Origin of the sequence: Amycolatopsis sp. NPDC048633, from assembly GCF_040650695.1 — a bacterium.
Classification (GTDB): Bacteria; Actinomycetota; Actinomycetes; order Mycobacteriales; family Pseudonocardiaceae; genus Amycolatopsis.
Map to the genome: position 1 here is coordinate 83862 of NZ_JBEZHS010000024.1, position 12929 is coordinate 96790.

The 12929-nt window shown below is 71.6% G+C and carries 13 protein-coding genes; 9 read left to right on the top strand and 4 right to left on the bottom strand.

All coding sequences use genetic code 11. The features are described 5' to 3' along the window. Positions 1-24 precede the first annotated feature (24 nt). Positions 25-1386 carry an NAD-dependent succinate-semialdehyde dehydrogenase gene (locus tag AB0C38_RS33435; protein WP_360681257.1) on the top strand — a complete coding sequence of 454 codons (1362 nt, stop codon included), beginning with the start codon at positions 25-27 and terminating at the stop codon, positions 1384-1386. A 10-nt stretch (positions 1387-1396) separates the two neighbouring features. On the opposite strand, the gene AB0C38_RS33440 is transcribed toward AB0C38_RS33435, so the two are convergent. Both AB0C38_RS33440 and AB0C38_RS33445 read right to left on the bottom strand, forming a co-directional pair. Next, on the bottom strand, positions 1397-1756 hold the full coding sequence (locus AB0C38_RS33440; protein ID WP_360681259.1) for a hypothetical protein: 360 nt from the start codon (positions 1754-1756) through the stop codon (positions 1397-1399). Between the two features lie 17 nt (positions 1757-1773). Next, complete coding sequence (locus AB0C38_RS33445; RefSeq protein WP_360681261.1) at positions 1774-3060, bottom strand: ABC transporter substrate-binding protein; 1287 nt, start codon at positions 3058-3060, stop codon at positions 1774-1776. A gap of 125 nt (positions 3061-3185) precedes the next feature. Here AB0C38_RS33445 and AB0C38_RS33450 point away from each other — a divergent pair, with 125 nt between their 5' ends. Next, positions 3186-4208, top strand: coding sequence for a LacI family DNA-binding transcriptional regulator (locus AB0C38_RS33450; protein WP_360681263.1), 1023 nt, complete (start codon positions 3186-3188; stop codon positions 4206-4208). A gap of 102 nt (positions 4209-4310) precedes the next feature. Then, positions 4311-4679, top strand: coding sequence for a DUF742 domain-containing protein (locus tag AB0C38_RS33455; RefSeq protein ID WP_360681265.1), 369 nt, complete (start codon positions 4311-4313; stop codon positions 4677-4679). Here the strand turns inward: AB0C38_RS33455 and AB0C38_RS33460 are convergent. Together AB0C38_RS33460 and AB0C38_RS33465 are read right to left on the bottom strand one after the other, a co-directional pair. Continuing rightward, positions 4666-5496: an alpha/beta hydrolase gene (locus tag AB0C38_RS33460; protein ID WP_360681267.1), complete on the bottom strand. Its 831-nt coding sequence runs from the start codon at positions 5494-5496 to the stop codon at positions 4666-4668. The two genes, AB0C38_RS33455 and AB0C38_RS33460, sit on opposite strands and share 14 nt — an antisense overlap. Positions 5497-5534: 38 nt before the next feature. After that, a complete protein-coding gene (locus tag AB0C38_RS33465) occupies positions 5535-6140 on the bottom strand; it encodes a TetR/AcrR family transcriptional regulator (RefSeq protein WP_360681269.1) in 606 nt (201 codons plus the stop codon). Positions 6141-6172: 32 nt separating this feature from the next. Between AB0C38_RS33465 and AB0C38_RS33470 the strand changes: the two genes are divergently transcribed. From AB0C38_RS33470 to AB0C38_RS33495, 6 genes are all read left to right on the top strand, one after another. After that, the gene (locus tag AB0C38_RS33470; protein ID WP_360681271.1) at positions 6173-7036 is read left to right on the top strand and encodes an SDR family NAD(P)-dependent oxidoreductase; all 864 of its coding nucleotides are present in this window, start codon (positions 6173-6175) and stop codon (positions 7034-7036) included. A gap of 106 nt (positions 7037-7142) precedes the next feature. Continuing rightward, the gene (locus AB0C38_RS33475) at positions 7143-8468 is read left to right on the top strand and encodes a cytosine permease (RefSeq protein WP_360681273.1); all 1326 of its coding nucleotides are present in this window, start codon (positions 7143-7145) and stop codon (positions 8466-8468) included. Between the two features lie 20 nt (positions 8469-8488). Continuing rightward, positions 8489-10039, top strand: a complete 1551-nt coding sequence (locus tag AB0C38_RS33480) for a hydantoinase/oxoprolinase family protein (protein WP_360681275.1) — start codon at positions 8489-8491, stop codon at positions 10037-10039. Next, entirely contained in the window at positions 10039-11109 is a 1071-nt protein-coding gene (locus AB0C38_RS33485; protein WP_360681277.1) for a DUF917 domain-containing protein, read from the top strand. The genes AB0C38_RS33480 and AB0C38_RS33485 overlap by 1 nt, the downstream gene beginning before the upstream one ends. Then, the gene (locus AB0C38_RS33490; RefSeq protein WP_360681279.1) at positions 11106-12200 is read left to right on the top strand and encodes a DUF917 domain-containing protein; all 1095 of its coding nucleotides are present in this window, start codon (positions 11106-11108) and stop codon (positions 12198-12200) included. Before AB0C38_RS33485 ends, AB0C38_RS33490 begins: the two co-directional genes overlap by 4 nt. Beyond that, positions 12197-12910, top strand: coding sequence for an SDR family oxidoreductase (locus AB0C38_RS33495; RefSeq protein ID WP_360681281.1), 714 nt, complete (start codon positions 12197-12199; stop codon positions 12908-12910). Before AB0C38_RS33490 ends, AB0C38_RS33495 begins: the two co-directional genes overlap by 4 nt. The last annotated feature ends 19 nt before the right edge of the window (positions 12911-12929 follow it).

Below are 12929 nucleotides of genomic sequence, written 5' to 3' on the forward strand. Positions count from 1 at the left end.
CTAGCGTGGGCAGAGGAGACCGCCATGTATTCCGTCACCAACCCCGCCACCGGTGAACTCGTGGAGGAGATCCCGAACGCGACCGACGAGGAGGTCCGCGCCGCGATCGACCGCGTCCACGGCGGGTTCGCGGCCTGGCGCGCCCGGCCGGTCGCCGAGCGGGCCGCGACCGTGTCGCGCGCGGCGGAGCTGTTCGCCGAACGCGCCGACGAGCTGGCCGCGGTCATGACCCTCGAAATGGGCAAGCGGATCAACGAAGGCCGCGGCGAGGTCGGCGTCGTCGCCGACATCTTCCGGTACTACGGCGAGCGCGGCCCGGACCTGCTGGCCGACGAGCCGCTCCCGATCCGCGGCGGTGAAGCCGTGCTGACCAAGGAGCCGATCGGGGCGCTGCTCGGCGTCATGCCGTGGAACTTCCCGGCCTACCAGGTCGCCCGGTTCGTCGCGCCGAACCTGGTGCTGGGTAACACGATCCTGCTCAAGCACGCGTCGATCTGCCCGCGCTCGGCGGCGGCGATCGAGAGCGTGCTGCGGGACGCCGGCGTGCCCGGGGACGCGTACGTGAACGTGTTCGCGTCGAGCAGGCAAGTTCCGTGGATGCTCGCCGACCCGCGTCTCGTCGGCGTCTCGCTGACCGGCAGCGAGCAGGCCGGGATCTCCGTCGCGGCCGAGGCCGGGCGGAACCTCAAGAAGTGCGTCCTGGAGCTGGGCGGGTCCGACCCGCTGATCGTGCTGGACACCGACGACCTGGACGAAACGGTCAAGGTCACCGCGACGGCCCGGATGCGCAATTGCGGCCAGTCGTGCAACGCACCCAAGCGGATGATCGTGCTGGGCGACCTCTACGACGAGTTCGTCGACCGCCTGGCCAAGCGCGTCGCGGAGTACTACGTACCGGGCGACCCGGCCGACCCGGCGACAACGCTGCCGCCCCTGGCCTCGATCGCGGCGGCAGAGGAGGTGGCGGCCCAGGTGGAGAAGGCGATCCACGAAGGCGCAACCCTCCGCGCGGGCGGCCGGCGGGTTCCTGGGCCGGGGGCTTTTCTCGAGGCGACGGTGCTCACCGACGTGACGCCGGAGATGGCGGCGTACCACGAGGAGATCTTCGGCCCGGTGGTGCTGGTGTTCCGCGCGGAGACGGAGGAGGAGGCGATCGCCCTGGCCAACGACACGCCGTTCGGGTTGGGTGCCAGCGTGTTCGGTACGGATCGGGAACGGGCGGTGCGGGTGGCCCGCCGCATCGAGGCGGGGATGGTTTACCTGAACAAGTCGGGCGGGTCGGAGGCGGATCTGCCGTTCGGGGGGATCAAGCGGTCGGGCATCGGGCGGGAGCTGGGGCCGCTGGGGATCGAGGAGTTTATGAACAAGAAACCGATACGCCTCTGACGAGCGGGCCTCAGCCGGGCGGTTGCTCGGTCTGCAACGACCGGTCCACCTCACGATCGATCTCCGCCTGCTCGCGTTCCGACCTGGCCTTGGACGCCCTCAAGCGGGCCTTCGCCCGGTCCACTTCGGCGCCCGTGCGGTCTAGGGACTCGTGGTCGATCTCCGTCAGCGTTGCCTCGAAATCCGGGCGGGTTCCCGAGACCGCTTCGAAGCGGGCTTCGTGGAACTTGATGCGGTCTTCGCGCTTGTCCGCCAGGTTCTCCCGGCGGTCGGCGCTCCGGTCGCGTTCGTCGGCGCGGTGGTCGCGCTCGTCCGCCTGGCTGTCGCGTTCGTCCGCGCGGCGGGCGCGCTCGCTCTCGGTCTCGCCCATGCCCTCCACGATACGGCTTACGGGATGATGCCCCGGGAGTTCAGCGCGTCCGCCAAGCGCTCGCGCAGCTCGTCGGCCGTGGCCTGGACGTCGATCTCCGCCGGTGGGGACAGCACCTTCGACATCACCGTCGACAGGTTCTGGTACGCCGGGGTCAGCGGGCGGACCGCCGCGTCCGTCAGGGCCGCCTGGATGTCGCCCTTCATCGGGTACTGGTCGGCCATCGTCGGGTTTTCCTTGGGGTCCGCCGGTTTCGCCGGGTCCAGCGGCGCGTTGTCGCGGTAGATCGACGCGATGCTCGGCGGGATGCCGTCCACCAGGGCCTGGTACTTCTGCGAAGTCGCGTTCCGCAGGCACAGCGCCGCTTCGAACGCCTCCGGCTTGTGCTGCGAATACGTGGAGACCGCCAGGTTGAACCCGCCGATCGTGACGCGGCTGGGCTGGCCGGCGACCACCGACGGGTACCGCGTCCACTTGAAGTGCGCCAGGTCCTGCGGCTTTTCCTTGGCGTAGGACGCGTACACGAACGGCCAGTTCAGCTCGGTCGCCGCCTGGCCGCGCTGGAACGCCTGGCGGATGTCGTCCTCCTTCTGGTTCGTCAGCGACGGGTCCGTGATCCCCGCCGTCGTGAGCGTCTTCAACAGCGAAAGCGCCTTCACCGCCCCGTCGTCCATCACGACGGACTTGCCGTCGTCGGAAAGGATGTGCCCGCCCGCGGAGGCGACCAGCGTGTTGTAGAAGACGACCAAGCCTTCGTACTGGGCGCCGGTGAACACGACCTGGTACGGCTTCCCGGCGGCCTTCAGCTGCCGGGCCTGCGTGATGAGCTCGTCGAACGTCTTCGGCGGCGACGGCGTGATCCGGTCGTCGTACCAGAGCAGCTGGACGTTCGTGTTCTTCGTTGCGCCGTAAAGCTTCCCGTTCCACTGGGCGGTGGCCAGCGGCCCCGGCAGCACGTCCCGCGTGGCCGCCGCCGCGCTCGCGCCCGTCCACTCCTCGGCCCAGCCCGCTTCGGCGAACTCCGGCACCCACGTGACGTCGAGGCCGAGCACGTCGAGCGAGGAGTCGCCCGCGGCGAGCCGGCGGACCATCTGCTCGCGCTGGCCGTCCGCGCCGCGCGGCAGCTTGTTGTAGACGATCTGGTAGCGGCCCGCGGCCTCCTGCGTGCACCGGTCGACCACCGTCTGGAGGTGGTCCTCGGGCGAGATGTACAGGTTGATCGTCAGGCCGGTGGCCGACGAGCACGCGGCGAGCGCGGTGGCGGCGAGCAGGGTCGCACCGGTGAGAGGGAGGAGCTGGCGCATGGCGGCCTCCTTGCCGGACAGGCGAAGCATTGCAAGCGCTTGCATCGATGATTAGCCTTGATCAAGGACACTGTCAATGGTAAAGACGAAGATGGTTGCAAGCGCTTGCAACGAATGGGGCAAGGATGCCGGAGAAGCTCGACGACGTGGCCCGCCTCGCGGGCGTCTCGGCGGCCACTGTGTCGCGGGCCCTGCGCGGGGTGCCGGGCGTCGCCGACCGCACGCGGACCCGGGTGCTCGCGGCTGCCGCGGAGCTCGGCTACGCCATCTCGCCCGCCGCGTCGAGCCTGGCGACGGGCCGGACCGGGACGGTCGGCGTGATCGTGCCCTACGTCGACCGCTGGTACTTCTCGCGGCTCATCTCCGGGGTCGAGCGGGTGCTGCGCGACGCCGGGATCAGCCTGCTGCTCTACAACCTCGGCGACGCCCCGGGCCGCGCGCGGTTCTTCGCCGGTCTGCCGCTGCGCCGCCGGGTCGACGCCGCGCTCGTGCTTTCCCTGCCCCTGAACGAGATCGAACGCGAGCTGCTGCTGGGGCTCGACACCCCGCTCGTCACGATCGGCACCGAGGAGCCCGGCGCGGACTCCGTCGGGATCGACGACCACGGGGCCGCGGTGACGGCAATGCGCCACCTCGTCCAGCTGGGCCACCGCGAAATCGCGTTCATCGGCGAGAGCGACCCGATCCCGCTCGGGTTCACGACGCCGTTGCGGCGGCTGGCCGCGTATCGCGAGGTCTACCACGCGGTGTGCCGGGAGGACGGCCGCGAGCCGGAAGCCGCGTTCGAGACCGGGGGCGGGTTCACTGTCGCGGGCGGGGAACGGGCGATGAGCGGCCTCCTCGGCCTGCCCCGCCGGCCGACGGCGGTGTTCGCCGCGTCGGACGAGATGGCGTTCGGTGCGCTGCGGACGCTGCGCCGGGCCGGGCTGCGGGTGCCGGAGGACGTCTCGGTGCTCGGGTTCGACGATCACGACCTCGCCGACCTGCTCGAGCTGAGCACGGTCGCCCAGCCCGTGGCCGAGCTCGGCGAGCGCGCCGGGCGGCTCCTCCTCGCGAGATTGTCCGGTGGAAAAATCGCGACATCTCCGGCGATTCTCGGGACTCGACTAGTCCTTCGCGGCAGTACCGCTCCGCCATCAGCCCGCTGACCTGCTCTTTTTTCGGCGTTGCTCTGTTCGGTCGATTGCGGCCCAGTGGATCACCGTGTGGAATAATCGCCGACAAGGATTAATCGCCGTGAGGAGCTGGCTGTGCACTGGGGGTCCGTGCTCGAAGAAGGCGGGGCGGGGATGGTCCGCCCGTATTTCCGCACCCATGGCCGAACGCGCCCGACCCGGGACCTCCCGATCGAGACGCTGGTGTCGATCACCCAGCGCGGGCGGGCGGTCGTGCGGGGGAGTACGACGGAGGAGTCGGAGATCTGCGCGCTGCTCCGGACCTCGCAGTCGGTCGCCGAGGTCGCGGCGCTGCGGCGGATCCCGCTGGGGGTGGCGCGGGTGCTGCTGTCCGACCTGGCCGACCGGGGGATCGTCGCCGTGCACACGGCCCGGAAGGGGTCGGGGAACCGGCCGAGCCTCGAGCTGATGGAACGCATCCTCCACGGCCTCAGCCGGCTGTGAACTCCCGGACCAGCCGCGCGAACTCCGCCGGCTGATCCAGCGGGATCAGCGTGTAGCTGTCGTCCACCGAGACGAGCTTTCCCTTAGGGAGCAACGCGGCCAGCCGCTCGCCGTGCTCCGGGGGCATCACGCGGTCCTCGCGAGCCCAGACCACCAGCGCCGGCCGGTCGAACGACGGCAGCCGCTCGGCCACCTCCAGCAGGATCCCCGGCGACGCGGCCGCCTCCCGCAGGACGCGGACCGTGTCGCGCCGGACGCCGGCCTCGCTCAGCAGGGACCGGATCCAGCGGGCGGACGCCGCGTCGCCGCGCTTCGTCAGCCAGCCGAACGCGATCGGCAGGCGCCGCACCGCGCGCAGCCGCAGCTGCTGCATGAACACCCCGAACAACGCCGGGGACAGCTTCCCCGTCAGGAACAGCGTCTTGCCGGTGAGCCCGGGCGGGAAGTTGTCGAACGCGTCGCACGAGGCCAGCACCACGCGGCTCACCCGGGACTCGCCGGCCACCATCAGCAGCTGCACCAGCGCGCCGCCCGTGTCGACCCCGGCCAGCGTGACGTCCCGCAGGTCGAGGCACTCCAGGAACTCCGTCAGCAACGCGGCGATGCCGGGCAGCGAGAGGTCGGCGCCGGCGCGCATCGGCACCCGGTGCGCGCCCAGCGGCAGCGTCGGGACGACGCAGCGGTGCCCGGCCAGCTCGGCGACCGGGCCGTCCCACAGGGAGCCGTCCATCAGCAGGCCGTGGACGAAGACGACGACCGGGCCCGGCCCGCCCGTGTCGGTGTACTCGACGGTCCCCGCGGACAGCGCGATCTCCATGGCAGAAGTGAACCACGTGGTTCGCAAACTGTCGAGGCTCAGGGAGCGGCTTCCTCCCGCTCCACCGCGCGCAGCAATGCCGCGAACCCGGCCTCGGCGCCGGAGCCGTCTTCGCTGGTCAGCAGGTCGACGAGGAAACCGCGCAGGGTCGCGAGGATCATCGAAGCGACCTCGAGCTTCCGCTGCTCCGGCCAGCCGGGCGGGCAGAACGACAGCAGCGTCGGCAGGTACTGCTGGGACGCGCCCCAGCCGAGCGCGGAGTAGCGGCCCGGGTCGTACATCGCCAGGCCCATCGCTTGGTCGAGCACGCGCCGCAGCTCCGACTCCTCGTCGCGAAGGCTCTCCCAAGCCGCGCGGACGCGGCCGGCCAGTGACGACGGCGAGGTGGCGACCGCGGTCAGCGCGTTGCCGATCCGCCGTTCCCGCAACGCGAAGACCACCTGCCGCAACAGGTCTTCGACGCCGTCGAAGTGGTAGAGCAGCACCTTGTGCGTTGTCCCGGCCGACCGCGCCGCACGGCGCAGCGAGAAGTCGACCAGACCGTTCTCGGCGACGTCGTCGGTGATCTTCGCCAGCAGCTCGCGGCGCCGGGCCTCGCCGCGGGCCGAGCCGGCCGACCGCCGGTAGCCGGTAGCGTTGTCCATGGCGGACAGCTTGGCACGGGGAGGGGACGCCGATGCGGGTGCTGGTGACCGGGGGCAACGCCGGGATCGGCTACTTCACCGCCGAGCAGCTGGCCTCGGCGGGCGCGGAGGTGGTGATCGGCAGCCGCGACCCGGCGAAGGCCGAGACGGCGGCCACCGCGATCCGCTCGCAGGTCGTCGGCGCGCGCGTCACGCACGTCCGGCTCGACCTCGCCGATCTGGCCTCCCTCGAAGCGGTCGACCCCGGCGAGCTCGACGCCGTCGTCTGCAATGCCGGGGTCATGCTCGACGCGCCTCCGCGACGCGAGACCGGGAGCGGGCACGAGCTGATGTTCGGCACCAACCACCTCGGGCACTTCGCGCTGGTCGCCCGGCTGATGCCGCGGCTGGCGCCGGCCGCGCGCATCGTCACCACCGGCAGCTTCGCGGCGAAGTCGGCGCGCCTCGACTTCGCCGACCTCCAGAGCGAGCGTGACTACCACCCGAAGCGCGCTTACGAACGGTCCAAGCTGGCTCAGATGCTCTTCGCCTTCGAACTCGACCGGCGGCTGCGCGAGGCCGGTTCGAAGCGGCTGAGCGTGGTGGCCCACCCCGGCGGCGCGCTCGACTCGCTGACGCCGTCACGCCCGCCGGTGCACGTCCGCACCACCGGCCAGTGGCTGCGCGGCGTACCCGCGCGGGTGCTGCTGCAGGGCAAGGACGCCGGCGCGCGGCCCGCCGTCCGCGCGGTGCTCGGGCCGGACGTCGCCGGCGGGCAGCTGTGGGGCCCGAGCGTGTTCGGCCTGCGCGGCCGTCCCCGCCTCGAAGAGCGCTGGACGAACCTCGCCGACGACGCCGCCGCCGGGCGGCTTTGGGCGGAAAGTGTCACGCTGACCGGGCTGGACCCGCTGGGCTGAATGCACAGGTCTGAGGCCGCGACTGTGCACATCGCACGGTGACGTCGCCGGGAGGGCTGCTTACGGTGCGAAGAACCGTTTCCCCAGCCCGGAGAAGGAGGTCGGCGTGGCCTCAACAGTCGGTGTCGATGACTATGCCCTCACCAGAGTGCCGGACCACGCCCGGTACTCGTGGTGGTCGGTCGCCGTCCAGCGGTTCGGCCAGGTGTCCGCCCTGTCCCAGTTCCTGCTCGGAGCCACCGTCGGCTTCGGGATGAGCTTCTGGCAGGCGGTCCTGGCCTTCACGCTCGGCTCGGTGATCCTGGAGCTCATCACGATCCTCGTCGGCGTCATCGGCGTCCGCGAAGGTCTGTCCACGTCCATGATCGCCCGCTGGACCGGCTTCGGCCGCGGCGGCTCGGCGCTCATCGGGCTCGCCATCGGGATCAGCCTCATCGGCTGGTTCGGCATCCAGTCCGCGGTCTCCGCCCAAGGTCTCGTCTCGCTCATCGGCGGCCTGCCGGAGTGGGGCTGGGCGCTCGTGTTCGGCCTGCTCGTCACCGCGATCGTGGTGCGCGGCTTCCATTCCATGGCCTGGACGGCCTACCTGACCGTCCCGGCGTTCCTGATCCTGGTCGGCTGGTCGATCATCTCCGAACTGACCCGCCACGACCTCGGCGCGCTCGTCTCCTCGGCCCCGCCCGGGCCGGCGTTGAGCCTGCTGCAGGGCACCACGCTGGTGGCGGGCGGCTTCATCGTCGGCGCCGTCATCACCCCGGACATGACCCGCTTCAACCGCACCACCGCCGACGTCGTCAAGCAGACGCTCGTCGGGATCACGCTCGGCGAGTACGTCATCGGCCTGTCCGGTGTCCTGCTCGCGCACGCCGTCGGCAGCGCCGGGATCACCACGATCGTGACGTCGTCGGTCGGCTGGATCGGGCTGCTGATCGTCATCGCCGGCACGATGAAGATCAACGACTGGAACCTGTACTCCTCCGGGCTCGGCGTCGTGAACTTCATCGGCACGGTGTCCGGCCGCAAGGCGCACCGCGGCTTGGTGACCGCCGTGCTCGGTGTCGCGGGCAGCCTGCTCGCCGCGGCCGGGATCCTCGCGAAGTTCACGGACTTTCTCACCGTGCTGGGCGTCGCGTTCCCGCCGATCGCCGGGATCATGGTCGCCGAGTACTTCGTCGTGAAGAAGTGGCGCGGTGACCTGGAATCCGCCCGCGCCCGCGGCACCGTGCCGGAGGACGCGCCGGTGTGGGTGCCCGCCACGCTCGTCGTCTGGATCGCTGCCGCGTTGTTCGGCGAGTTCGTCGAGTGGGGCCTGCCGAGCATCAACTCGCTCGTCGTGGCTTTCGTCCTGTACGTCGTCGCCGGGAAGCTCGGCCTGGTGCGGGGGTTCGGCAGCAGCCGGACCGCCGACGCCGAGCCCGCCCCCGCCGTCTGAGTCCTTTAAGGAGAATCCCTGTGCGCATCGGCATCGACGTCGGCGGCACCAACACCGACGCGGTCCTGCTCGACGGCCGTCAGGTGCTCGCCTCGGTCAAGACCAGCACGACCGCGGACGTCACCTCGGGCATCGTCGCCGCCATCGACGGCCTGCAGCGGCAACGCGCGTTCGACCCGGCGGCGGTGCGGGCGGTGATGATCGGCACCACGCACTTCATCAACGCCCTCGTCGAGGCGCACCGGCTCGCGCCGACCGCCGCCGTGCGGCTCAGCTTGCCGGCCGGGGCGTCGCTGCCGCCGATGGTCGACTGGCCGCAGCGGCTGGTCGACGCGGTGTCGGGGCGCAGCTACCTCGTCCACGGTGGACACGAGTTCGACGGGCGGCACATCGCGGAGCTCGACGAGAGCGAGCTGCGCAAGGCCGCCGACGACATGGGGACGGCCGGGGTGCGCAGCGTCGCGATCACCTCGGTCTTCTCCCCGGTCAACGCCGAGTTCGAGACCCGCGCGGCGGAGATCATCGCCGCGCAGCTGCCGGACGTCGCGATCTCGCTGTCCCACGAGATCGGCCGGATCGGGTTGCTGGAAAGGGAAAACGCGACGGTGATCAACGCGGCGCTGCGGGAGCTGGCCGCGCACATCGTCGACGGCCTGTCCGCGTCGGTGACCGGCGCGGGCATCACCGCGCCGCTGTACCTGAGCCAGAACGACGGCACGCTGATGGACGTCGACTTCGCCCGCCGCTACCCGGTGGCGACCTTCGCCTCCGGGCCGACGAACTCGATGCGCGGCGCGGCCGTGCTGTCCGGTTTGGACACCTGCGCGGTGGTCGACGTCGGCGGCACGACTTCGGACGTCGGTGTGCTGCGGCAGGGGTTCCCGCGTGAGGCGACCACCGACGTCAGCGTCGCCGGCATCCGCACCAACTTCCGGATGCCGGACGTGCTGTCCATCGGGATCGGCGGCGGCAGCCGGGTGCGCGGCGACGCCGGGAACGTCACCGTCGGCCCGGACTCCGTCGGCTACGAGCTGACGTCGAAGGCGCTCGTCTTCGGCGGGGACACGCTCACCGCGACCGACATCGCGGTCGCGGCGGGCCGGGCCGACATCGGTGACGCGTCGCTGGTGGCCCACCTGGACCGCGGCCTGGTCCGGGCGGCGCTGGAGAAGATCGCCGCCGACGTGTCCGATGTGGTCGAACGGATGCGGACGTCGGCCGAGCCGCTGCCGGTCGTCGCCGTCGGCGGTGGTTCGGTGCTGCTGCCGGACGAGCTGGCCGGGTGCGGCGAGGTGCACCGGCCGGAGAACTACGCCGTGGCCAACGCGATCGGGGCGGCCATCGCGCAGATCGGCGGCGAGGTCGACCGCGTCTACGTGATCGAACCCGGCCGTCGCGAGGCCGTCGTCGAAGAGGCGAAGCAGGAGGCCATCGACCGTGCGGTGGCGGCCGGTGCGTCGCCGGCGTCGGTCGGCATCGTCGACTTCGACGAGGTGCCCATCCCGTACCTGCCCGGCAACGCCACGCGCATCCGCGCGAAGGCCGTCGGCGACCTGCAGCTGGGGGCGTGATGCGCGAGATCACCGAGCACGACCTGCACGACATCGCGCGCGGCGCGGCGATCCTGGGCACCGGCGGCGGGGGAGATCCGTACATCGGCCGGCTGCTCGCGCTCGCGGCGGTCCGCTCGCACGGGTCGGTGCCGCTGGTGCCCCTGGCGGAGGTGCCGGACGACGCCGTCGTGCTGCCCGTGGCGATGATGGGCGCGCCGACGGTGATGGTGGAGAAGCTGCCCTCGGCCGAGCAGGTCGGGCTCGCGGCCCGCACGCTCGCCGGGTACCTCGGCAAGGAGCTGACGCACATCGCGTGCGCCGAGGCCGGCGGCGTCAACTCGCTGATCCCGGTCGTCGCGGCCGCGCAGCTCGGCCTCCCGCTGGTCGACGCCGACGGGATGGGCCGCGCGTTCCCGGAGCTGCAAATGGTTTTGCCGACTTTGTACGGCATCCGCGCGACCCCGATGTCCATTGCGGACGAAAAGGGCAACCGCGGGGTGCTGGACACAGTGGACAACCGCTGGGCCGAGCGGCTGGCCCGCTCGGCGACCATCGACATGGGCTGCTCGGCGATGATCAGCAACTACGCGATGTCCGGCGGGCAGGCGCGGGAGTCGCTGGTGCCCGGCACGCTCAGCCTGTGCGCCGAGCTGGGCGCGCTGGTCCGTTCCGCGCGCGCCGCGCACGAGGACCCCGTCGCCCGGGTGGTCGAGCGGCTCGGCGGGCGGCGGCTGTTCAGCGGCAAGGTCGTCGACGTCGCCCGCCGGACGGTCACCGGCTTCGCCCGCGGCGAGGCCCGGCTGTCCGGGATGGACGGTGACACCGGTGCGGAACTGGTGCTGCGGTTCCAGAACGAGCACCTGGTGGCCGAGCGTGACGGCGTCGTCGAGGCGTCGGTGCCCGACCTGATCTGCACGTTGGAACGCGAGTCCGGGGAGGCCGTGACGACCGAAGGCCTGCGGTTCGGCCAGCGCGTCACGGTGATCGCCGCGCCCGCCGACCCGCGCTGGCACACGCCGGAGGGCATCGCGCTCGCCGGGCCGCGGTACTTCGGCTACGACATCGACCCGATCGGGGTGGCCGGGTGAGCTGGACCCTGACCGAGGACGACCTGCCCGACCTCGCCCGCGGCGCCGCCGTGCTCGGCACCGGCGGGGGCGGCGACCCGTACGTCGGCCGGCTCCTGGTGCGCGAGGCGATCCGTGAACACGGGCCGGTCACGATCCTCGACCCGTCCGAAGTGGACGACGACGCCCTGGTCATCCCGACCGCTCAGATGGGCGCCCCGACCGTGGTGCACGAGAAGCTGCCCAGCGGTTCCGAACCCGTGCTGGCGTTGCGGACGCTGGAGAAGCACCTCGGGAAGGGGGCCGACGCGACCATGCCGATCGAGTGCGGGGGCATCAACTCGATGATCCCGCTGCTGGTCGGTGCGCGGCTCGGGCTGCCGGTGGTCGACGCCGACGGCATGGGCCGGGCGTTCCCGGAGCTGCAGATGGAGACGTTCGGCGTCTACGGCGTGTCCGGCTCCCCGATGGCGATCGGCGGCGAACGCGGCGAGACCACGGTGATCGACACCGGCGCGGACAACCGGCGGATGGAGTGGCTGGCCCGCGGCGTCACCATCCGGCTCGGCGGTGTCGCGCACATCGCCGAGTACGCGATGAGCGGCGCCGACGTCAAGCGGACCGCCGTGCCGCAAACGCTTTCGCTGGCCTTGACGGTCGGCCGGACGATCCGACTCGCTCGTGAACACAACGAGGATCCGGTCGACCGGCTGGCGTCGGCGTTGCGCTCGACGCCGTACCAGCACCTCCGGGTGCTGTTCCGCGGCAAGGTGTCCGATGTGGAGCGCCGGACCGAAGAGGGCTTCGCGCGCGGGCGCGCCGCGGCGGTGTCGTTCGACGGTTCGAGCAAACTGGAGATCTTGTTCCAGAACGAGAACCTGCTGGCCACAGTGGACGGTGCCGTCCGGTGCGTGGTGCCCGACCTGATCTGCGTGCTGGAGGCTTCGACGGCCGAACCGATCACGACGGAGACGCTGCGGTACGGCCAGCGCGTCACCGTCGTCGGCATCTCGACCCCGCCGCTGATGCGCACGCCGGAGGCACTGGACACCTTCGGCCCGGGCGCGTTCGGGCTGCCGCACCCCTTCGTCCCCGTCGAGGAGATCGCGTGAGTGCACTGGAAGGCCGGACCGTCGTCATCATCGGCGGCGGTTCCGGCATCGGCTTGGAAGTGGCCCGGCGGTCGGTTCTCGAAGGCGCGAAGGTGCACCTCGGCGGGCGCACGCCGGAGAAGCTGGCCGCGGCGGCCGAGGCGCTCGGGGCCACCTGGCAGGTCGTCGACAGCACCGACCAGGACTCCCTGGCCGCGTTCTTCGGCGCCCTCGACCGCGTCGACCACCTCTTCACGCCCGGCGCGTCCTACACGGTCGGGCCGCTGCGGGAGCTGAGCGACGAGGACGCGGCGAGCCCGTTCGTCACGAAGTTCTGGGGTCAGTACCACGCCGTCAAGCACGCGGTGCCCCGGTTGGCTCCCGACGCGTCCATCGTGCTGATGTCCGGGGCGGCGAGCGTCCGCCCGCCGGGTGCGGCGCCCGCGTACGTCGCCTGCAACGCGGCGGTCGAAGGCCTCGGCCGCGGGCTCGCGGTGGAGCTGGCGCCGGTCCGGGTGAACGTCGTCGCGCCGGGCACGATCGACGGCAACCTCTGGGCCGGGCGCCCCGCCGACGTGCGGGAGGCGAGCTTCGCGCAGTACCGCGCGGACACGCTGCTGCACCGCGTCGGGAAGGAGTCCGAAGTGGCCGATGCCGTGCTGTACCTGTTCGGCAGCACCTACACGACCGGGTCGACGCTCTACCCCGACGGTGGGTACGCCCTGCGCTGAGTTCGTCTACTGTGGTCAG